The organism is Amnibacterium sp., from assembly GCF_036559085.1.
In the GTDB taxonomy this organism is placed as follows: Bacteria; Actinomycetota; Actinomycetes; order Actinomycetales; family Microbacteriaceae; genus Amnibacterium.
Genome location: NZ_DATBTU010000033.1, coordinates 1 through 22,729 on the forward strand (window position 1 = coordinate 1; position 22,729 = coordinate 22,729).

Below are 22,729 nucleotides of genomic sequence, written 5' to 3' on the forward strand. Positions count from 1 at the left end.
GCCGCTGTGTCGGGCGGGAGGAGGGCATCTGTGATCGGGGCGCTCGCGAGGAGGACCTCGCCCTCGCCCAGCGGGACCGGCGATCGCGACAGGTTGACCATGCACCGGAAGCCCTCGCCCCGCGAGAACGTGAGCACGCCGTCCGCCGAAGGAAGCCACGCGAAGTCGAGTCCGGCGAGCGCGGGATCGGCACGCCGGATCCGCAGCGCCGCGCGGTGCAGCGACAGCGTCGAGTCCGGATCGGCCGCCTCGGCCTCGACCGTCAGCGGCCCCCACCCCACAGGCTGCGGCAGCCACGTGCGCACGCCCTCGGGGGAGAACCCGTACGGCGGCTCGTCGCCGTGCCAGGGCAGCGGCACCCGGCACCCGTCCCGCCCCCGGCTCGCTCCGCCGGAGCGCGCGAAGATCGGGTCCTGCAGCGCCTCGTCGGGGAGGTCGAGCACCTCGGGCAGCCCGAGCTCCTCGCCCTGGTAGAGGTAGGCGCTCCCGGGTAGCGCGAGCATCATCAGCGCCGCGGCGCGTGCCCGCCGGGTGCCGAGCACCGGGTCCGACACCTCGCCTTCGCCCTCCGAGAAGTGCGCCGCCGAGGTCGTGGCCCGGCCGAATCGCGTGACGAGCCGCACCTCGTCGTGGCTCGACAGCGCCCAGGTCGGCGGTGCCCCGATCGGCAGGAAGGTGGCGAGTGTGTCGTCGATCACCGACCGCAGCGCGCCCGCATCCCACGGCGCCTTCAGGTACGGGAAGTTGAACGCGGTGTGGAGCTCGTCGGGCCGCAGGTACCTGCCGAGGCGCTCGGCGCCGTTCACGACGGCCTCGGCCACGAACTGCCGGTCGCCCGGGTACTCGTCCGCGATGCGGCGCCACCGCCGGAAGACGTCGTGCACGGCGTCGACATCCCAGTGCGGGTTGTCCGTCCAGCGGATCGTGACGAAGCGCAGGTCCCCGCCGTAGTCCGCGTCCGGCAGCCCCGGCACCTTGGCCATCGCCGGCGCAGCATCGACCCGGATGCCGTCGACGCCCCGGTCGAACCAGAACCGCAGCACGTCGTCGAACGCGGCGAGCACATCTTCGTTCGACCAGTCCAGGTCCGCCTGCTCCGGCGCGAAGCTGTGCAGGTACCACTGCCCGTCGCGGCCGTCGGCTTCGCGGATGCGGGTCCACGCCGAGCCGCCGAACGCGCTGATCCAGTTGTTCGGCGGCAGCGCGCCGTCGGGCCCGTGCCCGTCGCGGAAGAGGTAGCGGGCGCGCTCCGGTGAGCCGGGCCCCGCGGCCAGTGCTTCCCGGAACCACTGATGCCGATCGGACGTGTGGTTCGGCACCACGTCGGTGACCACCTTGAGCCCGACCGCGTGCGCCCGCTCGATCACCGCATCCGCGTCGGCGAGCGTGCCGAAGCGCGGATCGATGTCGAGGTAGTCGCTGACGTCGTAGCCGCCGTCGGCCATCGGCGACGGGTACCAGGGGGCGATCCAGATGCCGTCGACGCCGAGGTCGACGAGGTACGGCAGCCGCTCGAGCAGGCCGGCGAGGTCGCCCTCACCGTCGCCGTTCCCGTCCGCGAAGCTCCGCGGATAGACCTCGTACATCACGGCGGTGCGCCACCACTCCGACCCGGCCACGCCCGGAATCCAACCACGCGAGCCCCCCTCTCGACGGAATCCGCCGACAGGTGCTACCGTCCCTCCTCAACCGACTGGAAAGTTGCCAGTCGATCACGACGGAGTGAGTGGATGACCGGATCGCCGAACCGCCTGCGGGTGCTCAACGACCGGTCCGCGCTCGCCTTCATCCTCGACGCCGGCGCCGTGACGCGGGCCGAGCTCGGCGCGCTGACCGGGCTGTCGAAGCCCGGTGTCGCGGAACTCCTCAGCCGTCTCGAGACCGCGGGGCTCGTCGAGAAGGCCGAGATGCGGCCCGGCGGTCCCGGGCCGGCCAAGCAGACCTGGCGGGTGCGCGCCGACGTCGGCTACGCCGCTGCCGTCGACGTGACCCTCGAGCGGGTCCGGGGTCGCCTGCATGCGCTCGACGGTGCCGCGGTCGCCGAGGCCGAGATCGCCTGGTCGGGCGCCGACGTGCCGGGCAGCATCGGCGAGGTCGTGGCCGCGCTGCTGCAGGACGCGGGGCTCGAACCCGATGCGCTGCTCGGCGCCGTCGTCGGCGTGCCCGGCGCCGTGGATCCGCGGACCGGCGCCGTGCGCGGGGCGCCCGAGCTGCCCGCCCTCGCCGGCTACGACGTCGCCGCCGCGCTCGAGGCCGAGCTCGGCGTCGGCGTGCAGGTCGTCAACGACGTGAACCTCATGGCGCTCGCCGCCATCGCGGACGGCGCCGCCGCCGAGACCCGCAGCCTCGCCTTCGTCTGGATCGACGAGGGCCTCGGCGGCGCGATCGTGCGTGACGGCGAGCTCGTGACCGGCTTCACGGGCGGCGCCGGTGAGGTCGACCTGCTGCCCGTCGCCATGCCCGAGGGCGCCTCGATGCGGCTCGCCGACGCCCTCTCGCCCGCCGCACTCGCCGACCTCGCCGCCGGCGCGGGTCTCCCCACGGCGGAAGCGGCCCTGGACGCCGACTCGCCCGTCGCCGCCGAGGTCGCCCGCCGCATCGCCGCGGGCCTCGCCGCCATCGTCGCCGTCCTCGACCCGGAGCTCGTGCTGCTCGGCGGCCGCTACGGCGCGCCCGCCGCCGACCGGCTGGCCGACGCCATCCGCTCGGCCCTCGCCGAGCTGCTCGAGACCGATCCCGCCGCGCTGCCCAGCGTGCGCCCCTATCCCGTCGGCCCCGACGCCGCCCTCACCGGCGCGGGCCGCATCGCGCTCGCCGAGGCGCGGCGCACCGCCTTCGCCACCGGTTCCCTTCCCGCATCCGCCGATCCCCTCAGGAGCAGTTCATGAAGCAGCGCGCCATCGTCGCCGTGCTCGCCGCCGCCGTCACCGTCCCGCTGACCCTCGCCGGCTGCACCGGCCTCGGGTCGAAGTCCGCGGGTCCGGCATCGGCGCCGACGAGCACCCAGAAGGTCACCCTCACCGTCTGGAGCGCGTTCTCGGATCGGGAGCTGAAGGGCCTCGGCGACGCGATGGACGGGTTCCACAAGCTGCACCCGAACATCACGATCAACAACGTCGGCAACCAGGACGACAACAAGATCACCCAGTCGATCCGCGGCGGCACCGCCCCGGACGTCGCGATCTCGTTCAGCACGGACGACATCGGTCAGTACTGCGGTTCCGGCGCCTTCCAGGACCTCTCCGGCTACATCAGCCGCGACAAGGTGGACCTGACGAAGATCCCGCAGGCCACCCGCGACTACAGCTCCTACAAGGGCAAGCGGTGCGCGATGCCGCTGCTCGCCGACGTCTACGGGCTGTACTACAACAAGGCGATGTTCGCGAAGGCGGGCATCACGTCCCCGCCGAAGACCATGAGCGAGTTCGCTGCTGATGCGAAGAAGCTCACGCAGTACAACGCGGACGGCAGCATCAAGGTGGCCGGCTACGTGCCCACCCCTGGCTTCTACGAGAACACCGTGCAGGCCCTGTCGCCGCAGTTCGGCGCCACCTGGGAGGACGGCCGCGGCAAGTCCGCCGTCGCCACGAGCCAGGGCTGGAAGGACATGCTGCAGTGGCAGCGGTCGCAGATGACGGCGATGGGCGTGGACAAGCTCGCGAAGTTCACCGCGAAGGCGGGCCAGGAGTACTCGGCCGACAACGCCTTCGAGACCGGCAAGGTCGCGATGATCATCGACGGCGAGTACCGGACCGCCTTCATCAAGGCCGAGCACCCCGGCCTCGACTACGCCACCGCGCCGTTCCCGGTCGCCGATCGCGACCCGAGCCGCTACGGCACCGCGTACACGACGGGCACGATCGTCGGCATCCCGAAGGGCGCGAAGAACGCCGGCGCCGCCTGGCAGCTCATCGACTACCTGTCGACGCAGACGAAGCCGCTCGTGCAGCTCGCGAACCTGCTCGGCAACGTGCCGTCGTCGACGGATGCGCTCGGGTCGCCAGACCTGCAGCAGCCCGCGCAGTTCGACACCTTCCTGAAGCTCTACGGCGGCGGCAAGCTCGAGAACAACCCGCCGTCGCCGAACGGCGGCGCCTACATCAAGGTGATGGAGGACTTCGACCTGAAGTACGCGAGCGGCGGCACGTCCGACCTCACCGGCGGCCTGCAGTCGGCCGCGAAGCAGATCGACGCGTCGAACGCCCTCGGCCAGTGACGGTCCTCGAGCAGCGCCGGGGGGCGGTCCCGCCCGCCCTCCGGCCCGTTCCCAGGAGGGGACGGGAGAAGTGGCGCAACCGCCTCACGGTGCTCGCGTTCATGTCGCCGTGGCTCGTGGGCCTCACGGTCTTCTTCGTCTACCCGGCGATCGCCACGCTGTTCTACTCGTTCACGAACTTCGACCTGATCGACGACCCCACCTGGGCGGGGTTGAAGAACTACACGTTCATGCTGTCGTCCGACCCGCTGCTCTGGCAGTCGATCGGGAACACCGTCTGGCTCACGATCGCCATCACCGTCGGTCGCGTCGCGTTCGGGCTGATCGCCGCGGTCGTGCTGGTGCGGCTCCGCCGGGGAGCAGGCCTGTTCCGGACGCTCTTCTACATCCCGGCGCTCGCGCCGCCGGTCGCCGCATCGCTCGCGTTCGTGTTCATCCTGAATCCGGCCACCGGACCGGTGAACCAGTTCCTGCAGCTGTTCGGGATCCAAGGGCCGCTCTGGTTCAACGACCCGAACTTCGCGAAGCCCTCGCTCGCGGTGATGGGTCTCTGGACCTCCGGCACCGTGATCGTGATCTTCCTGGCGTCGCTGCTCGACGTGCCGGGCGAGCTGTACGAGGCCGCGAGCCTCGACGGCGCGAGCGGCTGGCAGCAGTTCTGGCGGATCACGGTGCCGTCGATCTCGCCGGTGCTCACCTTCGCGATCGTGAACTCGATCATCATCGGCCTGCAGTACTTCACCGAGGCGGTCGTCGCCGGCGCCGTCGCGTCCGGCAGCAGCCAGGTCGCGGGCTCCAGCCAGAACATCGGCTACCCGGACAACTCGACGCTCACCTTCCCGATGTGGCTGTACGACCAGGCGTTCCACCAGTTCCACATGGGCTACGCGTCGGCGATGGCGATCGTGCTGTTCATCGTCTCGGGCGTCTTCACGGTCGTGCTCGTCCGGCGCCTCCGCAGCGCCGGCATCGGCGAGGAGGAGTGAGATGACCGCCGCCGTGCAGATCCCCGTCCGCGCCCCGCGCACGAAGGACTACCGCCGTAGCCGCCTGCTCGCCTGGATCGGGCTGCACGTCGTCGCGGTCGCGTTCTCCATCGCGTTCCTCGCGCCGATCGTCTTCATCGTGCTCACGGCGCTGATGACCGACAAGCAGGCGCTCACCCAGGACCTCTGGCCGCGCACGTGGGAGTGGAGCAACTTCGCCGCGGTCTTCAAGGCGGCCCCGCTGCTGCAGTACTTCCTCAACTCGCTGCTCTACGCGGTGCTCTCGACCGTGCTCATGCTGCTCTCGAGCATCCCCGTGGCCTACGCGCTCTCGAAGCTGAAGTGGCGCGGCCGCGAGGTGATGTTCTACGGCGTCATCGTGACGATGCTCCTGCCGCCGCAGGTGATCGCGATCCCGATCTACGTGCTCTGGGCGCACCTCGGGCTCACCGGCACGCTGTGGCCGCTGATCGTGCCGAACCTGTTCGGCGACGCGTTCAGCATCTTCCTGATGCGCCAGTTCTTCATCACGATCCCGCAGTCGTACTCGGACTCCGCCCGCGTCGACGGGGCCTCGGAGCTGCAGATCCTGCGGCGCGTGATCGTGCCGATGGGCAAGCCCGGCATCGCCGCCGCGGCGCTCTTCAGCTTCCTGAACGCGTGGAACGACTACTTCGGGCCGCTGCTCTACACGGGCGAGAACCAGGCGAACTGGACCCTCTCGGTCGGCCTCGCCTCGTTCCACAGCGTGCACCAGGTCGAGTGGAACCTCACGATGGCCGCGACGGTGCTCGTCATGCTGCCGGTCATCGTCCTGTTCTTCTTCGCGCAGAAGCAGTTCATCGAGGGCATCAAGTTCTCCGGAGTGAAGGGGTAGGGATGAAGGTCACGGTCGTCGGAGGAGGCTCCACCTACACGCCCGAGCTCGTCGACGGGTTCTCCCGCCTGCGCGAGGTGCTGCCGATCGACGAGCTCTGGCTCGTGGATCCTGATCCGGAGCGCCTCCGCCTCGTCAGCGGCGTCTCGCGGCGGATGTTCGCCCGCGCCGGCCACCCGGGCGTCGTGCACGACACGAGCGACGTGGTCGCCGGTGTGGCCGACGCCGACGTGGTGCTGCTGCAGCTGCGGGTCGGCGGGCAGGCCGCCCGGCACGGGGACGAGACGTTCCCGCACGAGGCCGGCTGCATCGGCCAGGAGACGACGGGCCCTGGTGGGTTCGCGAAGGCCCTCCGCACGGTCCCGGTCGTGCTCGACATCGCCGAGGCGGTCCGCCGCCACGCGGCCCCGGATGCCTGGATCATCGACTTCACGAACCCGGTCGGCATCGTCACCCGCGCGCTGCTCGAGGCCGGGCACCGCGCCGTCGGGCTCTGCAACGTCGCGATCGGCTTCCAGCGCCGCTTCGCGCGGATGCTCGACGTGGCCCCCGAGGCCGTCTCGCTCGGGCACGTGGGCCTCAACCACCTCACCTGGGAGCGCTCCGTCACCGTCACCCGCGACGGCGCGAGCGAGGACGTGCTGCCGCGCCTGCTCGCCACCCGCCTGCCCGAGCTCGCCGAGGAGGTGGAGCTGCCGGGGGAGCTGCTCAGCCTGCAGGAGGCCATCCCCTCCTACTACCTGCGCTACTTCTACGCGCACGACGAGGTGCTCCGCGAGCAGCAGGGCGCCCCGACCCGCGCGGAGGCGGTGCTCGACGTCGAGCGGCGGCTGCTCGCCCAGTACGCGGACCCGTCGGTCGACACGAAGCCGGAGGAGCTGGCCCTGCGCGGCGGCGCGTTCTACTCCGAGGCCGCCGTCGACCTCATGGCCTCGCTCACCGGGAACCGAGGCGACACGCAGGTCGTGAACGTGCGGAACGACGGCACCCTCGGCTTCCTGCCGGACGACCACGTCATCGAGGTGCCCGCCGTGGTGACGGCGAACGGCCTCACCCCGGTGCCGGTCGCGCCGCTCGCGCCCGAGATGCAGGGCCTCGTCGCCCACGTCGCCGAGTACGAGCGGCTCGCGCTCGACGCCGCCGTGGAGGGCGGGCGAGACCGGGTGCTGCGGGCGCTGCTCGCGCATCCGCTCGTCGGCCAGTTCTCCAAGGCGGAGCGGCTCACCGACCTGCTGCTCGAGGCGAACGCGCGCCACCTCGAGTGGGCGAGGTGAGCGACCTGCAGGAGCTCGCGATCGCGGTCGACGGCGGGGGCTCGAAGACCGACGTCGTCGCCCTCGCGCCCGACGGACGGGTGCTCGCGCATGCCCGCGGCACCGGCTCGAACCCGCAGGCGACCGGGCTCGCCGCATCCGTCGGGCTCGTCGACGACCTCGTCGCCGCGGTGCGCGCGGCGGCCGGCCCGCACCGGCTCGTCCGCATGGGGCTCTACCTCGCGGGGCTCGACCTGCGCGAGGAGCTCGTCGCCTTCCGCGAGGGGATCGCGACCACGGCGTGGGCGACCGCGCTGCCGGAGTCCGCGGTGGTGCTCGACAACGACCTGTTCGCTCTGCTCGAGGCGGGCACCGACAGCCCGGATGCGGTCGCGGTGGTCTGCGGCACCGGGGTCAACGCGGTCGGCCGCGCGGCCGACGGCCGGACGGTGCGCTTCCCGGCGCTCGGCGCCATCTCGGGCGACTGGGGCGGCGGCGGCCAGCTCGGGATGCAGGCGCTGTCGCACGCGGCCCGGGCAGTCGACGGCCGCGGTCCCCGCTCGGTGCTCGAGCGCCTCGTGCCCGAGGCGCTCGGCGTGGCCGGCGTGATGGAGGTGATCGAGGGGCTGCACTTCGGCCGCATCCCGGAGCGCCGCATCGCCGGGCTCGCCCCGCTGCTCTTCGCCGCGGCCCACGCCGGGGAGGCGCCCGCGCTCGCGGACATCGCGCGGCAGGCCGAGGAGATCGTCGCCTTCGCGCGGACCGCGCTGCAGCGGCTCGACCTCGCGGATGCCGCGGTGCCGGTCGTGCTCGGCGGCGGCGTGCTCGCCGCGGACGATCCGCTGCTGATGGGCGGCATCCGGGCCGGCCTCGCCGCGGTCGCGCCGAACGCGCGGCTCGAGCTCGTCACCGCACCCCCGATCGTCGGCGCCGCCGCGCTCGTGCTCGAGGCGCTCGGCGCGGACGCCGCGGCCGTGGACCGCGCGCGGGAGGCGATCCTCACGGCAGGGTCGACGGGTCGTCAGGTGGTGGACGCCGTCGCGGGCTGATCCGGGCGGGACCGCACGACGACCACGGCGCCGGTGACCGCGGCGATCCCCACCGCCGCCAGCGCCATCCGGATTCCGCGCTCGGAATAGGAATTCAGCGCCCAGATCACGGTCGCGATCGCCGGTCCGGCGGTGAATCCGATATTGCGGAGAAAGCTGATCGCGGCGCCCGTGGAACCCATGGATTCCGGTGTCGAATAGCTGAGGCCGATCGATGTCGCGGGGGTGTTCGCGAGCCCCTGCCCGAATCCGAGCACGACCGCGACGAGCCCGAGCAGGACCGCCGCTGCCGCGGTGCCGATCAGCAGCGCGGCGAGCACGCCGGCGCCGAAGAGCAGGAAGCCGACGGCGGAGATCCGCGCCTGGCGGTGCCGGGCCGTCAGGCGTGCGGCGAGCAGGGAGCCGGCGACAGCGGCGACCGACACGAACAGCAGCGCGGCGCCCGTGATCGTGGCCGTCAGCCCGAGCGCGCGCTGCGCGAGGAACGCGAGCAGGTACTGCACCGAGAGGGTCGATGCGGCGAGCAGGGCCAGCGCGCTCGAGGCGCGCAGGAATCCCGGGTGGCTGCCGAGGATCAGCACGGGCGAGGTCGGATGCGTGCGCCGCCAGCTCCATCCGAGGGGCAGCGCGAGCAGCGCGAGCAGGAACCAGCGGGGATCGTGCGTGCCGAGGGTGAGGGCCAGCAGCACCGCGGCGGCGCCGCCGCCGAGCAGGAGCGACTCGGACAGGAACGCGACGCCCGGCGGCCGCAGCGGCGCCCCGGCGGTCAGCGCGAGCGTGAACACGACCATCGTTGCCCCGAGGATCGGCACGTTCACGAGGAAGACCCACGGCCATCCGGCCAGCTCGGTGACGAGCGCGCCGATCGGCGGCCCGGCGATGCCGCCCGCCGCGCCGAGCGTGGAGACGAGCGCCACGGTGCGCACCCGATGGTCCGGCGCCACGGACTCGTAGGCGAGCGCGGGGCAGATCGCGAAGAGGCCCGCGCCGAACGCGCCCTGCGCGACGCGCGCCGCGATCAGGGCGCCGAGCGTCGGCGCGAGCGCCGCACAGACGCTGAAGACCGTGAACCCGCCGACGAGCAGCAGCATCGCCGAGCGCCGCCCCACGGTGTCGAGCCACCGGCCGGTCGGCAGCGCGAGCGCGGCGATCGGCAGCAGGTAGGCGATGGACACCCACTGCACCCCCGCGGGCGTCACGTCGAACGCGGCCGCGAGGTGCGGCAGCACCACGTTGACCGCGCCGAGGTCGAAGCCGCCGACCGCGACGCAGACGGCGGCCGCCGCGACCACCCAGGCGCCTGCTCTCGGGCTGCGGGCCGGCCCGTTCAGGAGGCGGGCGGAACGGCGATGCGCTGCCACTCCGGCTTGTGCTCGAACACGTGGCGGTAGTAGTCGGCGAGCTGCAGGCCGGATGCGGCCGCCTCGTCGATCACGACGGTCACGTGGGGGTGGTGCTGCAGCACCGAGCCCGGGCAGAGCGCCGTGACCGGCCCCTCGACCGTGCGGGCGACGGCGTCGGCCTTCGCCTCGCCCTGCGCGACGAGCAGGATCCGCTTGGCCTCGAGGATCGTGCCGAGGCCCTGGGTGAGGCAGTGGGTCGGCACCTCGTCGGGGGAGTCGAAGAACCGCGCGTTGTCGGCGCGGGTGCGCGGGGCGAGCGTCTTGATCCGCGTGCGCGACGCGAAGGACGAGGTGGGCTCGTTGAAGCCGATGTGCCCGTTCGCGCCGAGGCCGAGGATCTGCAGATCGATGCCGCCCGCTGCGCGGATGGCGGCCTCGTAGGCGTCGCAGGCCGCGGGGATGTCGGCGGCGCGGCCGTCGGGCAGGTGCACGCGCGACGGGTCCATCCGGAGCGGCTCGATCACTTCCGTGCGGAGAACGTGCGCGTAGCTCTGCGGGTGGTCCTCGGAGATGCCGACGTACTCGTCGAGCGCGAAGCCGGAAGCCCGGCTGCAGTCGAGGTCGCCGGCGGCGACGAGGGCCGCGAGCTCCGCGTAGATGCCGAGCGGCGAGGAGCCGGTCGCAAGGCCGAGCACCGCCTCGGGGGTCTTCCTGACCAGGTCGGCGAGCACGGCGGAACCGAATCGGGCGACGGCGCCGGAATCCGGCAGGATGACGATCTCCATGGCCTCCGAATGCTATCGGAGCGCCGTTCCCGAATTGCCCGGAGATCGCCCCGCGAGCGACGAATTGAGCGGTCGAACAGGAGAATTCAGAAGATCGTCTCGATCAGCTCGCGCACCTCGGGTTCGGCCGCGTCGGCCGAATCGATCCCGGGCACGAGCCGCCATTTGTCGAGCGCCGTGCAGGGGTGCGAGATGCCGAGCCGGACGACCTCGCCGACCTCGAGGTCCGCGGTCCGGGCCGGGTCGAGGCGGAGGAACGCGTGCTGGTCGTTCAGGGCGCTCACCCGGGCGCCGGTCAGCACCGCGGCGTCGTCGGCTCGGCCGCGGATCCGCTCCGGCACCGGCAGCCCCTCGTCGAACGGCGCGTCGCGCCGCCCGGCGTCGAGGATCGCGAGATCCGGTTCGGGCCGGGAGACCACGCGGCTCCAGAGGTGCAGCGCCGGCCGGAGGCGTGGGCCGGCGCTCGCCGTCCCGAACGGCGAGATGCCGGCGTAGAAGCCGCTGTCGTGCAGCTGGTACGCGCCCGAGCGGAGCAGCACGGTGCTCGTCGCGGTCGACGGCGCCAGCACCTCGGCGACGAGGTCGAAGTAGGCGCTGCCGCCGGCGCTGGTCACCGGTCGGCCATCGATCCGGGGCGCGAGCTCGGCGGCGAGGTCGCGCATCCGCTCGAGGTAGCCGCGCACGGCGGCGAGCGAATCGGGGGAGCGGTCGTGTGCGAGGGCGCCCTCGTAGCCGGCGACGCCCGCGAGGCGGAGCACGGTGCTGCCCTCGATCGCCGCGGCGACCTCCCGGGCGGTCGCGATGGTGCGCGCGCCCGTGCGGCCGCCGGCACCACCGAGCTCCACGAGCACGTCGATCGGGCGATCGCCGCCCACCTGGCGGGCCGCGTCGGCGAGGAGCCGGACCGCCGCCACGCTGTCCGCCCAGCAGAGGAACGCGAACCCGGGATCGGCGTCGAGCGCGGCGCGGAGCCACCGGATGCCGACCGGGTCGAGCAGCTCGTTCGCGAGCAGGATGCGCTGCACTCCCGACCGGCGGGCGACCTGCACCTGCCACGGCGTCGCGAGCGTGAGGCCCCAGGCGCCTGCGTCGAGCAGCCGCCGCCAGAGCGCCGGCGCCATGCTCGTCTTGCCGTGCGGGGCGAGCAGCAGGCCGTGCTCCGCCGCCCAGTCCGCCAGAGTGGCGGTGTTCGCGTCGACCGCGCCGAGATCGGCCGTGAGCAGCGGTGTGGGCAGGTCGCTGAGCGTCGGCCGTCCGTCGAGGAAGGCGTCGGCGGTGCGTCCCCATGCGCCGGGCGGCATGGACTTGTGCTCGGGGCCGAGGATCAGAGGCGCGAAGGGCATGCACCGATTCCACCGCATCCGCGGCTCGCTAGCGTTGCGGCGGACGAAGGGGATGCGGATGAGCGGCAAGCAGGCGATCTCGACGACGAAGGCGCCCGCGCCGGCGTTCTCGTTCAGCCAGGCGGTGCGGAAGGGCCCGATCGTGCAGGTCTCGGGTCAGGGGGCGGTCGATCCGGCGTCGGGGGAGTACCGGCACCAGGGCGACGTGGGGGCGCAGACGACGCTCGTGCTCACGAACATCGCGGCGATCCTCGAGGCCGCGGGCGCCACCTTGGACGACGTCGTCATGCTGCGGGTCTACCTGACCGATCGGGCCCTGTTCCCGGAGATGAACGAGGCGTACGCGGCGTTCGTGGCGGAACGCACGCCGAGCGGCGTGCTGCCGGCGCGCACGACCGTCTTCACCGGCTTGCCGCACCCCGACATGCTCGTGGAGATCGACGCCCTGGCGGTCGTCGCCTGACTCACCCTCGGGAGTTGCCACTCGTGGTGACTTCTCGCGCCCGGAAGACGCCACGACTGGCAAGTCGTGGATGAAGTCGGTGGTCCGCGGGCGGTGTCGGAGGGGTGTGGTGAGGTGAACACATGTTCGAGACTCGCCACTCCACGAAGAGTCGGACGCCGACCCTGCAGGGTTGCGGGCCGGTCGACGTCCGTCACATCGGTCCTGAGGTGGAGCTCGAGGCGACCTGGTTCGTCGTCGATCCGGTCGAGGAGGCGTTCCACGTCCTGGTGCGTGCCGACCGCGAGTCACGACGGACGGAGGCCGCACGAGCCGAGGCGCTCGTCGTCGCATACGACCTCGCCGTGGAGGACGCCGCAGCCCGGTTCAGGTCCACCAGGAGCCGCGGTGGACCCATCGCGCGGTCGTTCCTCAAGCAGGCCGCCTCGGCCCTGAAGATGACCGAAGGCGCGGTCGGCCACGTCCTCGACACGACCGTCGAGGCCACAGCCATGATGCCGAGCACGTGGTCCGTCTTCGCCGACGGCGACGCGCCATGGCGCGCGATCGACATCGCCGTCCGGGAGACGGTCGGGATCCCCGAGGACCGGATGCTCGAGTGGGACGTCGCGGTCGCCCGCATCGTGCGCACCTGCCACGCATCACGGTTGAAGGACCGGCTCCGTCGGGCCCGCGAGCGGATGCTCATCGACACCGCGGCCACGAGGAAGCGGCACGCGGAGGCGAACCGTCGCGTCGTGCTCGAGCCGGCCGCTGACGGGATGGCGGACACGCTCATCCACGGGCCCGCGCCCGAGTGGACGGCGATCGATCACGCGCTGACGCAGTCCGCGGTCCTCGCGAAGGGCAAGGACGGCGAGGACCGCTCGATCGGGCAGCTGCGGCACGACATCCTGCTCGACATCATCACCGAGGGGCTCAAGACGAACGCGCTGCCCGACCCGGCGACGAAGGTGCAGCAGCGCAAGGGAGTGGCGGTCCAGCTGATCCTGACGGTGCCGGCGCTCACGCTGCTCGCCCACGGCACCGCCCCGGCCACGATCGAGGGGTACGGGCCGATCGACGTCGAGACCGCCAGGCGGCTCGCGGCCGACGCGCCCACGTTCACCAGGGTGCTCACCGACCCCGTGAGCGGCGTGCGGCTCGACATGGACCGCGCCATGTACCGGGCCCCCGCGGACCTGAAGCGGTGGGTTCGGCTGCGTGACCAGGAATGCCGGGATCCCGGCTGCCGCGGGCCGGCGCACCGCACGGACATCGATCACGTGCAGGAGTGGCAGCACGAGGGCGGCACCGCGGCCGTGAACCTCGTGTCGGTGTGCCGGGCGATGCACCTGCTGAAGTCGAAGGGCCTCTGGCAGGAGCACCTCGAGCCCGACGGCACCGTCACCTGGATCTCGCCGTGGGGCCACACCATGCACGACCCGCCCATCGAACGCGGCGATCCGGCCCCGGCCTTCCTGCTCGAACCGGCCGCCGAGGACGACTGCCCGTTCTGATCGGGACCGCCCTGCCCATCAAGGGTGTTGCCACTGGTGGCGACTTCTCGCGCCCCGAAGTCGCCACGAGTGGCAACCCCTGCTCGTGATGCGCGTGAGCGGCGCGTGAGGATTCCCGCTGGAGCCGTAAGGGATCCGTCAGTGCGACGCATCTCGCGTTCGCCCTAGGCTTCGCTCGAGTCGTGCCTGCGGGTCCGCGGGCCGACGCAAAGGAGTCCGCCGTGCTGGATGTGCTCTGCGTGGCGGGCGTGCTCGCCCTCGGCGCGATCGTCGCCCTCGTGGGACGGGCGGTCGAGCGGCTGTGATCGTCTTCGACATCGTCGCGGTCCTGCTGGCCGTCGCCGCGATCGGCTTCCTCCTCGTCGCGCTCGTGCGGCCGGAGCGCTTCTGATGCCGGAGCGCTCCTGATGGACGGGTGGCTGCTCGTCGCCGAGGTCGTGACGCTGGCCGTCCTGCTCGCGCTCTGCTACCGCCCGCTCGGCGACCACATGGCGCGCACCTACACGACCGCCGAGGACACGCGCGTCGAGCGGGGGCTCTACCGCGTGCTCGGCGTCGATCCCGATGCCGAGCAGAGCTGGCGGAACTACCTGCGCTCGGTCATCGTCTTCTCGGTCGTCGGCGTGCTCGCCCTCTACCTGCTGCAGCGGATCCAGGCGGTGCTGCCGTACTCGCTCGGCCTGCCCGCGGTGCCAGAGGGCCTGTCGTTCAACACGGCGATCTCGTTCGTGACGAACACGAACTGGCAGTCGTACTCGCCGGAGACGACGCTCGGCTACACCGTGCAGCTCGCCGGGCTCGCGGTGCAGAACTTCGCCTCGGCGGCCGTCGGCCTCGCCGTGGCGATCGCGCTCGCGCGCGGGCTGGCCGCCAGCCGCTCGTCGACGATCGGCAACTTCTGGGTCGACCTCGTCCGCGGGGTGCTGCGCATCCTGCTGCCGCTGTCCGTGGTCGCCGCCGTGGTGCTGATCGCGGGCGGCGTGATCCAGGACTTCTCGGGCTTCCAGACGGTCCACACACTCACAGACGGCACGGCGGTCGTGCCCGGCGGCCCGGTCGCGTCGCAGGAGGCGATCAAGGAGCTGGGCACGAACGGCGGCGGGTTCTTCAACGCGAACTCCGCGCATCCGTTCGAGAACCCGAGCGGATGGACGAACCTGTTCGAGATCTTCCTGCTGCTCGTGATCCCGTTCAGCCTGCCCCGCACCTTCGGCGTGATCGTCGGCGACACCCGGCAGGGCCGGGCGGTGCTCGGCGTGATGGCCGTGCTCTTCGCCGTGTCGCTCACCGCGATGGCGCTGCTCGAGTCCGCCGGCGGCGGCGCCGCGACGCAGGCCGCCGGCGCGGCGATGGAGGGCAAGGAGACGCGGTTCGGCGTCCTTCCGTCCACCCTGTTCGCGACGTCCACGACGCTCACCTCCACCGGCGCCGTCGATGCGTCGCACGACAGCCTCACGCCGCTCGGCGGCCTGATGGCGATGGTGAACATGATGCTCGGCGAGCTCGCGCCCGGCGGCGTCGGCTCCGGGCTCTACGGCCTGCTCGTCATCGCCATCGTCGCGGTCTTCCTCGCCGGCCTCATGATCGGGCGCACCCCCAGCTACCTCGGCAAGCAGGTCGGCGCCCGCGAGGTGAAGCTCGCGAGTCTCTACATCCTCACGACGCCGGTGCTCGTGCTCACCGGCCTCGGCCTCTCCTTCGGGATCCCAGCCCTCGCGTCGTCGATCACCGGCACCTCGATCCTGAACCCCGGGGTGCACGGCTTCTCCGAGGTGCTCTACGCCTTCACCTCGGCGGGCAACAACAACGGCTCCGCGTTCGGCGGCCTCACCGCGAACACCCCCTGGCTGAACGCGTCCCTCGGCGCCGTGATGTTCCTCGGCCGGCTGCTCCCGATCGTGTTCGTGCTCGCCCTCGCCGGCTCGTTCGCCGCGCAGGCACCACGGCCGGCGAGCGAGGGCAGCCTGCCGACCCACACGCCGCAGTTCGTCGTCGTCGTGCTCGGCACGGTCGTGCTCGTCTCCGCCCTCACCTACTTCCCGGTCCTCGCACTCGGACCGCTCGCCGAAGGACTCCACGCATGACCACCAGCACGATCGAGCGGGCGAGGAGCGGCGCGTTCAGCGCCGGCCAGCTCGTCCGGGGTCTCCCCGACGCGGTGCGCAAGCTCGATCCTCGCGAGCTCTGGCACAACCCGGTCATGCTCCTCGTCGAGGTCGGGGCCGCCTTCACGACCGTCCTCGCCGTCTGCCTGCCGTTCCTCGGCGGCACCGGCGAGCTGTTCACGTGGTCGGTCGCGGTCTGGCTCTGGCTGACGACGCTCTTCGCGACGCTCGCCGAGTCCGTCGCCGAGGGCCGCGGCAAGGCGCAGGCCGCATCCCTCCGGGCGACGCGCAGCACGACGATCGCGCACCGGGTCGGCGCCCACGACGAGCAGCAGGACCCCGACGCGCTGCGCGCGGCGATCGAGGACCTCCCCTCCGCCGACCTGAGGCTCGGTGACGTGGTGGTCGTCTCCGCCGGCGAGCTGATCCCGGGCGACGGCGACGTGATCGCGGGCATCGCGTCCGTCGACGAGTCGGCCATCACGGGGGAGTCCGCCCCGGTGGTCCGCGAGTCCGGCGGCGACCGCAGCGCAGTCACGGGCGGCACTCGGGTGCTGTCCGACCGCATCGTGGTGCGGATCACCAGCCGCCCCGGCGAGACGTTCGTCGATCGGATGATCCGCCTCGTCGAGGGCGCCGTGCGGCAGAAGACGCCGAACGAGATCGCGCTGGACGTGCTGCTCGCGAGCCTCACGATCGTCTTCCTCGTCGTGGTGCTCGTGCTCGGCCCCGTCGCCGGGTTCGCGAACGCTGCGCCCTCGATCACGGTCCTCATCGCCCTCCTGGTGTGCCTCATCCCCACGACCATCGGCGCGCTGCTCTCCGCGATCGGGATCGCCGGGATGGACCGGCTCGTGCAGCGGAACGTGCTCGCGATGTCCGGCCGGGCGGTCGAGGCCGCGGGCGACGTGACGACGCTGCTGCTCGACAAGACCGGCACCATCACCTACGGCAACCGCCGCGCCACGGAGTTCCTGCCGCTGCCCGGCGTGCGGACGGACGAGCTGGTGCGGGCCGCCGCCCTCGCCTCGCTGGCCGACTCCACGCCCGAGGGCCGCTCGATCGTCGACCTCGCCGGCGCTCTCGGCTGGGGCGGCGAGGAGGCCGAGGGCGAGGTGGTCCCGTTCACCGCCCAGACGCGGATGAGCGGGATCGACCTGCCCGACGGCACGAGCATCCGCAAGGGCGCGCCCAGCGCCGTTGCGGCCTGGACGGAGGGCGTGCCCCCGCTCGCGCGCACGGCCCTGACCGCCGAGGTCGAGCGGATCTCCGCGCAGGGCGCCACCCCATTGGCGGTCGCCGTGCAGGGCGCGGACGGCGGCTATCGGCTGCTCGGGACGATCCATCTGAAGGACGTGGTGAAGACCGGCCTGAAGGAGCGCTTCGCCGCGCTGCGCGCGATGGGCATCCGCACCGTCATGGTCACCGGCGACAACGCGATCACGGCGCGGGTGATCGCCGCTGAGGCCGGGGTCGACGACGTGCTCGCCGAGGCGACGCCGGAGGACAAGCTCACGCTCATCCGCCGCGAGCAGGAGGGCGGGCGGCTCGTCGCGATGACGGGCGACGGCACGAACGACGCCCCGGCGCTCGCGCAGGCCGACGTGGGCGTGGCCATGAACACGGGCACCTCTGCGGCGAAGGAGGCCGGCAACATGGTCGACCTCGACTCCGACCCGACGAAGCTCATCGACGTCGTCACGATCGGCAAGCAGCTGCTGATCACCCGCGGGGCGCTCACGACGTTCTCGATCGCGAACGACGTGGCGAAGTACTTCGCGATCCTCCCCGCGATGTTCGTCGGCGTCCTCCCCGGCCTCGAGGCCCTGAACGTGATGCGGCTGCACTCGCCCGACTCGGCGATCCTCTCCGCCGTCATCTTCAACGCGCTCGTCATCGTGGCCCTCATCCCGCTCGCGCTCCGCGGGGTGCGGTTCCGCGCCTCGGGAGCGTCGCGCCTGCTCACGACGAACCTGCTCGTCTACGGCCTCGGCGGCGTGATCGCGCCGTTCGTCGGGATCAAACTCATCGACCTCGTCGTCGGCCTGCTCCCCGGCCTCTGAACAGAAGGAAGGACCCCGGATGACCGCCGTCGTGCCCCGCGGATCCGCCCGCCAGGTGTGGGTCGCACTCCGCGTGCTGCTCGCCCTCACCGCGCTGACCGTGCTCTACACCCTGCTGATCACCGCCGTCGGGCAGCTCGCGCTGCCGCCCGCCGCGAACGGATCACTGCTCACGTCCGGGGGCCGCGCCATCGGCTCGAGCCTGATCGGGCAGTCGTTCACCACCGCGAAGGGCGCGATCCTGCCCCAGTGGTTCCAGTCGCGCCCGTCGGCCGCCGGGGCCGGCTACGACGCGACCGCATCCGGCCCGAGCAACCTCGGCCCGAACAACCGGTCGCTCGCGCGCTCCATCGAGCAGCGGCGCACGACGCTCGCGAAGGCCTTCGGGGTGTCGCCGGCCGCGATCCCGCCCGACGCCGTCACCGCGAGCGCGTCGGGCCTCGACCCCGACGTCTCGCCCGCCTTCGCCCGACTCCAGGCGCCGGCCGTCGCACGGGCCCGGCACCTGACGGTCGCGACCGTCCGGGCGCTGGTCGAGCGGTTCGTGCAGCCGCCCGGCCTCGGCTACCTGGGTGCGCCCACCGTGAACGTGCTCCGGTTGAACGCCGCGCTCGCGAAGATGGACCCTGCCGGGAACGGATGAGCACGGCCGGGACCGCAGGAGGGTGCTGATGGCGCGATCGCGGCTGCGCGTGTTCCTCGGCGCCGCGCCCGGCGTCGGGAAGACCTTCGCCATGCTCGAGGAGGGGCATCGGCTCGCCGCGCTCGGCCACGACGTCGTCGTCGCCGTCGTGGCGACCCACGACCGGGCTGCGACCGCGGCGCTGCTGCCCGGGCTCGAGCAGGTGCCGCTGCGGGCCGTCGAGTACCGCGGCGTGACGCTGCCCGAGATGGACCTCGACGCGGTGCTGGCGCGGCATCCTGACGTCGCCCTCGTCGACGAGCTCGCGCACACGAACGCCCCGGGCAGCGCCCACCCGAAGCGGTGGCAGGACGTGCAGGCACTGCTCGACGCCGGGATCTCGGTGCTCTCGACCGTGAACATCCAGCACATCGAGTCGCTGAACGACGTGGTCGAGCAGATCACCGGCATCGCGCAGCACGAGACGATCCCCGACGCGGTGCTGCGCGGCGCCGACCGCACCGAGCTCGTCGACCTCACGCCGCAGGGGCTCCGCGACCGCCTCGCCGACGGGCAGGTGTACCCGGCCGATCGGATCGACGCGGCGCTGTCGAACTACTTCCGGCTCGGGAACCTCACGGCGCTGCGCGAGCTCGCGCTGCTCTGGCTCGCGGACGAGGTCGACAGCGCGCTGAACCAGTACCGCGCCGACCACGGCATCTCCGACCGCTGGGAGGCCCGTGAGCGGGTCGTCGTCGCCCTGACCGGCGGCCCGGAGGGCGAGACGCTGCTGCGGCGCGGCACAAGGATCGCGGCCCGCTCCGCGGGCGGCGAGCTGCTCGCCGTCCATGTGGCGAGCGAGGACGGGCTGCGGGAGGCGGATCCGCAGGCCCTCGTGCAGCAGCGCGCGCTCGTCGAGCAGCTCGGTGGCAGCTACCACGAGATCGTCGGCGCCGACATCCCGGACGCCCTCGTCACCTTCGCGCGGGGCGCGAACGCCACGCAGCTCGTGATCGGTGTCTCCCGCCGCAGCCGGCTGCTCGCGTTCCTGACCGGGCCGGGCATCGGCGCGCGGATCATCCGGCTGTCGGGGGACATCGACGTGCACATCGTCACGCACGACGCGGCCGGCCGCGACCGGCTGGCGCTGCCTGCGGGAAGCGGCGCGCTCACGGCACGCCGCCGCCTGCTCGGCTTCGCGCTGGCGATCGTCGGCGGCCCGCTGCTCAGCCTGCTGCTGGTCGCCTTGCGCACGAGCGACTCGCTGACCGCGGACGTGCTGGCCTACCAGCTGCTCGTCGTGCTGGTCGCGCTCGTCGGCGGTGCCTTGCCCGCGCTGTTCGCCGCCGTCCTCTCCGGCGTGACCCTCGACTTCCTCTTCGTCGCCCCACTGTTCCAGGTGACCATCGCGCGCCCGGTGCACCTCGTGGCACTGCTGCTCTACGTCGCGAACGCGCTGCTCGTCAGCCTCGTCGTCGACCAGGCGGCCCGTCGCACGCGCGCCGCGCGCCGATCGGCCGCGGAGTCGGAGCTGCTCGCGAGCATCGCCGGCGGCGTCATCCGCGGCCAGGACGCGCTGCAGGCACTCGTCACCCGCACCCGCGAGGCGTTCCGGCTGTCGGGCGCGCGGCTCCGCACCGGTGGCAGGACGGTCGCCGAGGACGGGCGGATGGAGGGCGACGCCATCACCGTGCCGGTGGGCGACCGCGCCGAGCTCGAGCTGTTCGGGCCCGAGCCGTCGGCGGCCGACCGCCGGGTGCTCGGCGTCGTCGTGGCGCAGATCGACGCGGCTCTCGAGCAGGCCGCGCTGCTGCTGCGTGCCCGGGAGCTGCAGCCGCTCGAGGAGACCGATCGCGTGCGCAGCGCCCTGCTCGCCGCCGTCGGCCACGACCTCCGGCGGCCGCTCGCCGTCGCCACCGCGGCCGTCACCGGGCTCCGCTCGCCGGCGACGCGCCTCACCGACAACGACCGGGCCGAGCTGCTCGCCGGCGCCGAGCGGGCCCTCGGCGACCTCGACGTGCTCATCACGAACCTGCTCGACGTGAGCCGCGTGCAGGCCGGAGCGCTCGCCGTGTCCCTACGACCGGTCGACACCGAGGACCTGCTGCCCCCCGTGCTCGAGGAGCTGCACCTGGCGCCAGGCGAGGTGGAGCTCGCGATCCCTGCCGACCTGCCGCCGATCCGCGCCGACGCGATCCTGCTGCAGCGGGCGATCGTGAACATCGTGGCCAACGCGCTGCGCTTCTCGCCGCCCGGGTCGCCGCCCCGTCTCAGCGCCTCGGCCTTCGGCGACCGGGTCGAGATCCGCATCGCGGACCGCGGACCGGGCGTGCCGGCGGAGCAGCGCGCCGCGCTGTTCCAGGCGTTCCAGCGCAGCGGCGACAGCGACAACTCCACGGGGATCGGGCTGGGCCTCGCCCTGTCGCAGGGGTTCGTGGAGGGCATGGGCGGCACGCTCGAGGCCGAGGACACCCCGGGAGGCGGCCTGACGATGGTGCTCACCCTGCCGCTCGCGGCGCCGGATGCACCCGTCACGCAGCCCGAGGCGGTCCCGGCGTGAAGATCCTCGTCGCCGACGACGACCCGCAGATCCTCGCGGCGCTCCGCATCCTGCTGCACGCTCACGGCTACGAGGTCGTGCTCGCACGCACCGGCACCGCCGCGCTCGACGCGGCCGCACACGAGCACCCGGATCTCGTGCTGCTCGACCTCGGCATGCCGGGGCTCTCCGGCGTGCAGGTGATCCGCGCGATCCGTGGCTGGAGCACCGTCCCGATCCTCGTCGTGTCCGGCCGCACCGAGTCGTACGACAAGGTCGCCGCGCTCGACACGGGTGCGGACGACTACGTGACGAAGCCGTTCCTCGCGGACGAGCTCGCCGCCCGCATCCGGGCGCTCACCAGGCGGAACGTCCCGGACGCCGAGGAGCCGGTCGTGCGCTTCGGCGACGTCGAGGTCGACCTCGCGCGGCATCGGGTGACCCGGTCGGTCGGCGGCCAGGAGACGGCCGTGCGCCTCACCCCGACCGAGTGGGCGTTCCTCGAGGTGCTCGTGCGCAACCCCGACCGGCTCGTCACCCGGCAGTACCTGCTCGACCACGTCTGGGGGCCGGGGCACGCGAACGACAGCGGGTACCTGCGGCTGTACATGGCGCAGCTGCGCAAGAAGCTCGAGCGGGAGCCCGCCGAGCCCGTGCACCTGCTGACGGATCCGGGCCTCGGCTACCGCTTCGTGCCGGGCGCTCGGTCCTGACCCGGGAGTTGCCACTCGTGGTGACTTCTCCCGTCCGGAAGTCGCCACGAGTGGCAACCCCCAGACGTCAGACGCGCAGTGACGACATCCCGCCGTCGACCGGGAGCACCGCTGCCGTGGTCGACCCGGCGGCCGGCGACGCGAGGTACGCGATCGCATGGGCGATCTCGTCCGCGGTGACGAGGCGGCCGATCGGCTGCCGGGCGCGCAGCGCGGCGGCGGCCTGCTCGCGGTCCTCGGCGGCGTCGAGCAGCCGGCCCACCCACGGGGTGTCGGCGGTGCCGGGTGCGACCGCGTTCACCCGGATGCCCTCCCGCACGTGGTCCGCGGCCATCGCGACGGTCAGCGCCGCGACCGCGCCCTTCGTCGCGCTGTAGAGGGCGCGGTTCGGCAGGCCGACGAGCGCCGCACCCGAGCACGTGTTGACGATCGCGGCATGCTCGGAGGCGCGGAGGGCGGGCAGCGCCGCCCGGGTGACGCGCGCGATCGCGACGACGTTCACGTCGAGCACGCGGTGCCACTCGGCGTCGTCGTTCGCGTCGATCGCGCCCGCGGCGCCGATGCCGGCGTTGTTCACGAGCACGTCGAGGCCGCCCAGCAGCTCGACCGCCTCGGCGACGGCCACCGGCACCCGCTCCGCATCCGTCACGTCGCAGGCGATCGCGACGGCGCCTTCCGGCGTCCCGTCCGTGCGGAGGTCGAGCACCGCGACCCGTGCCCCGCGCGCCAGCAGCGTGCGGGCGGTCGCGGCGCCGATGCCGCTCGAACCACCGGTGACGATCGCCTTCAGGCCCTCGAACTCCATGTGCCGTCCTTCCGTCCGCGCCGATCCTGCCAGGCGCGGCCGGGACGGCCCTGCGGCGCCTCTTGTCG

General features: G+C 72.8%; 20 protein-coding genes. 15 read left to right on the forward strand and 5 right to left on the reverse strand.

Annotation, left to right across the window (positions count from 1 at the left end; all coding sequences use genetic code 11):
- Nucleotides 1-1,586: glycoside hydrolase family 13 protein (locus tag VIG76_RS06020; RefSeq protein ID WP_414640610.1), on the reverse strand; the 1,586-nt coding region annotated here is incomplete at its 3' end.
- Nucleotides 1,587-1,730: 144 nt separating this feature from the next.
- On the opposite strand from VIG76_RS06020, the gene VIG76_RS06025 reads away from it, so the two are divergent.
- The 6 genes from VIG76_RS06025 to VIG76_RS06050 are packed head-to-tail and all read left to right on the forward strand — an operon-like array spanning nt 1,731 to nt 8,381.
- Nucleotides 1,731-2,888 carry an ROK family transcriptional regulator gene (locus VIG76_RS06025; protein WP_331952114.1) on the forward strand — a complete coding sequence of 386 codons (1,158 nt, stop codon included), beginning with the start codon at nt 1,731-1,733 and terminating at the stop codon, nt 2,886-2,888.
- Nucleotides 2,885-4,216: an ABC transporter substrate-binding protein gene (locus VIG76_RS06030; protein WP_331952116.1), complete on the forward strand. Its 1,332-nt coding sequence runs from the start codon at nt 2,885-2,887 to the stop codon at nt 4,214-4,216. The genes VIG76_RS06025 and VIG76_RS06030 overlap by 4 nt, the downstream gene beginning before the upstream one ends.
- Entirely contained in the window at nt 4,213-5,202 is a 990-nt protein-coding gene (locus VIG76_RS06035; RefSeq protein ID WP_331952118.1) for a carbohydrate ABC transporter permease, read from the forward strand. Before VIG76_RS06030 ends, VIG76_RS06035 begins: the two co-directional genes overlap by 4 nt.
- A 1-nt stretch (nt 5,203) precedes the next feature.
- Entirely contained in the window at nt 5,204-6,079 is an 876-nt protein-coding gene (locus VIG76_RS06040) for a carbohydrate ABC transporter permease (RefSeq protein WP_331952120.1), read from the forward strand.
- A 2-nt stretch (nt 6,080-6,081) separates the two neighbouring features.
- The gene (locus VIG76_RS06045) at nt 6,082-7,353 is read left to right on the forward strand and encodes a 6-phospho-beta-glucosidase (RefSeq protein ID WP_331952122.1); all 1,272 of its coding nucleotides are present in this window, start codon (nt 6,082-6,084) and stop codon (nt 7,351-7,353) included.
- Nucleotides 7,350-8,381 (forward strand): N-acetylglucosamine kinase, encoded by a 1,032-nt coding sequence (locus VIG76_RS06050; RefSeq protein ID WP_331952124.1) that lies wholly within the window; start codon nt 7,350-7,352, stop codon nt 8,379-8,381. Before VIG76_RS06045 ends, VIG76_RS06050 begins: the two co-directional genes overlap by 4 nt.
- On the opposite strand, the gene VIG76_RS06055 is transcribed toward VIG76_RS06050, so the two are convergent.
- From VIG76_RS06055 to VIG76_RS06065, 3 genes are all read right to left on the reverse strand, one after another.
- On the reverse strand, nt 8,354-9,673 hold the full coding sequence (locus VIG76_RS06055) for an MFS transporter (RefSeq protein WP_331952126.1): 1,320 nt from the start codon (nt 9,671-9,673) through the stop codon (nt 8,354-8,356). The two genes, VIG76_RS06050 and VIG76_RS06055, sit on opposite strands and share 28 nt — an antisense overlap.
- Nucleotides 9,674-9,708: 35 nt before the next feature.
- Complete coding sequence (gene nagB, locus VIG76_RS06060) at nt 9,709-10,509, reverse strand: glucosamine-6-phosphate deaminase (protein WP_331952128.1); 801 nt, start codon at nt 10,507-10,509, stop codon at nt 9,709-9,711.
- 86 nt (nt 10,510-10,595) lie between these two features.
- Nucleotides 10,596-11,852: a type III PLP-dependent enzyme domain-containing protein gene (locus VIG76_RS06065; protein ID WP_331952130.1), complete on the reverse strand. Its 1,257-nt coding sequence runs from the start codon at nt 11,850-11,852 to the stop codon at nt 10,596-10,598.
- A gap of 58 nt (nt 11,853-11,910) precedes the next feature.
- On the opposite strand from VIG76_RS06065, the gene VIG76_RS06070 reads away from it, so the two are divergent.
- The 9 genes from VIG76_RS06070 to VIG76_RS06110 all read left to right on the forward strand — a co-directional run bounded on the left by VIG76_RS06070 (nt 11,911) and on the right by VIG76_RS06110 (nt 21,856).
- Nucleotides 11,911-12,315 carry a RidA family protein gene (locus VIG76_RS06070; RefSeq protein WP_331952132.1) on the forward strand — a complete coding sequence of 135 codons (405 nt, stop codon included), beginning with the start codon at nt 11,911-11,913 and terminating at the stop codon, nt 12,313-12,315.
- A gap of 122 nt (nt 12,316-12,437) precedes the next feature.
- Nucleotides 12,438-13,814 (forward strand): HNH endonuclease signature motif containing protein, encoded by a 1,377-nt coding sequence (locus tag VIG76_RS06075; protein ID WP_331952134.1) that lies wholly within the window; start codon nt 12,438-12,440, stop codon nt 13,812-13,814.
- A gap of 182 nt (nt 13,815-13,996) precedes the next feature.
- Entirely contained in the window at nt 13,997-14,119 is a 123-nt protein-coding gene (locus VIG76_RS06080; RefSeq protein ID WP_331952136.1) for a hypothetical protein, read from the forward strand.
- Complete coding sequence (locus VIG76_RS06085) at nt 14,116-14,205, forward strand: potassium-transporting ATPase subunit F (RefSeq protein WP_331952138.1); 90 nt, start codon at nt 14,116-14,118, stop codon at nt 14,203-14,205. The genes VIG76_RS06080 and VIG76_RS06085 overlap by 4 nt, the downstream gene beginning before the upstream one ends.
- 16 nt (nt 14,206-14,221) lie before the next feature.
- Nucleotides 14,222-15,898: a potassium-transporting ATPase subunit KdpA gene (gene kdpA / locus VIG76_RS06090; protein ID WP_331952140.1), complete on the forward strand. Its 1,677-nt coding sequence runs from the start codon at nt 14,222-14,224 to the stop codon at nt 15,896-15,898.
- Nucleotides 15,895-17,982: a potassium-transporting ATPase subunit KdpB gene (kdpB, locus tag VIG76_RS06095; protein ID WP_331952142.1), complete on the forward strand. Its 2,088-nt coding sequence runs from the start codon at nt 15,895-15,897 to the stop codon at nt 17,980-17,982. The genes kdpA and kdpB overlap by 4 nt, the downstream gene beginning before the upstream one ends.
- A gap of 19 nt (nt 17,983-18,001) precedes the next feature.
- Complete coding sequence (gene kdpC / locus VIG76_RS06100; RefSeq protein WP_331952144.1) at nt 18,002-18,625, forward strand: potassium-transporting ATPase subunit KdpC; 624 nt, start codon at nt 18,002-18,004, stop codon at nt 18,623-18,625.
- Nucleotides 18,626-18,653: 28 nt separating this feature from the next.
- Nucleotides 18,654-21,164 carry an ATP-binding protein gene (locus VIG76_RS06105; protein ID WP_331952146.1) on the forward strand — a complete coding sequence of 837 codons (2,511 nt, stop codon included), beginning with the start codon at nt 18,654-18,656 and terminating at the stop codon, nt 21,162-21,164.
- A complete protein-coding gene (locus VIG76_RS06110) occupies nt 21,161-21,856 on the forward strand; it encodes a response regulator transcription factor (protein WP_331952148.1) in 696 nt (231 codons plus the stop codon). The genes VIG76_RS06105 and VIG76_RS06110 overlap by 4 nt, the downstream gene beginning before the upstream one ends.
- Before the next feature lie 67 nt (nt 21,857-21,923).
- Here VIG76_RS06110 and VIG76_RS06115 read toward each other — a convergent pair whose 3' ends face one another.
- Nucleotides 21,924-22,661, reverse strand: a complete 738-nt coding sequence (locus VIG76_RS06115; RefSeq protein ID WP_331952150.1) for an SDR family NAD(P)-dependent oxidoreductase — start codon at nt 22,659-22,661, stop codon at nt 21,924-21,926.
- Nucleotides 22,662-22,729 lie beyond the last annotated feature (68 nt).

What these genes read in the sequence shown, in the direction of transcription:
- VIG76_RS06025 (WP_331952114.1), top strand. Translation starts at nt 1,731, where the DNA reads ATGACCGGATCGCCGAACCGCCTGCGGGTGCTCAACGACCGGTCCGCG.
- VIG76_RS06030 (WP_331952116.1), top strand. Translation starts at nt 2,885, where the DNA reads ATGAAGCAGCGCGCCATCGTCGCCGTGCTCGCCGCCGCCGTCACCGTC.
- VIG76_RS06040 (WP_331952120.1), top strand. Translation starts at nt 5,204, where the DNA reads ATGACCGCCGCCGTGCAGATCCCCGTCCGCGCCCCGCGCACGAAGGAC.
- VIG76_RS06045 (WP_331952122.1), top strand. Translation starts at nt 6,082, where the DNA reads ATGAAGGTCACGGTCGTCGGAGGAGGCTCCACCTACACGCCCGAGCTC.
- nagB (WP_331952128.1), bottom strand. Translation starts at nt 10,509, where the DNA reads ATGGAGATCGTCATCCTGCCGGATTCCGGCGCCGTCGCCCGATTCGGT.
- VIG76_RS06065 (WP_331952130.1), bottom strand. Translation starts at nt 11,852, where the DNA reads ATGCCCTTCGCGCCTCTGATCCTCGGCCCCGAGCACAAGTCCATGCCG.
- VIG76_RS06070 (WP_331952132.1), top strand. Translation starts at nt 11,911, where the DNA reads ATGAGCGGCAAGCAGGCGATCTCGACGACGAAGGCGCCCGCGCCGGCG.
- VIG76_RS06075 (WP_331952134.1), top strand. Translation starts at nt 12,438, where the DNA reads ATGTTCGAGACTCGCCACTCCACGAAGAGTCGGACGCCGACCCTGCAG.
- kdpA (WP_331952140.1), top strand. Translation starts at nt 14,222, where the DNA reads ATGGACGGGTGGCTGCTCGTCGCCGAGGTCGTGACGCTGGCCGTCCTG.
- kdpB (WP_331952142.1), top strand. Translation starts at nt 15,895, where the DNA reads ATGACCACCAGCACGATCGAGCGGGCGAGGAGCGGCGCGTTCAGCGCC.
- kdpC (WP_331952144.1), top strand. Translation starts at nt 18,002, where the DNA reads ATGACCGCCGTCGTGCCCCGCGGATCCGCCCGCCAGGTGTGGGTCGCA.
- VIG76_RS06105 (WP_331952146.1), top strand. Translation starts at nt 18,654, where the DNA reads ATGGCGCGATCGCGGCTGCGCGTGTTCCTCGGCGCCGCGCCCGGCGTC.
- VIG76_RS06115 (WP_331952150.1), bottom strand. Translation starts at nt 22,661, where the DNA reads ATGGAGTTCGAGGGCCTGAAGGCGATCGTCACCGGTGGTTCGAGCGGC.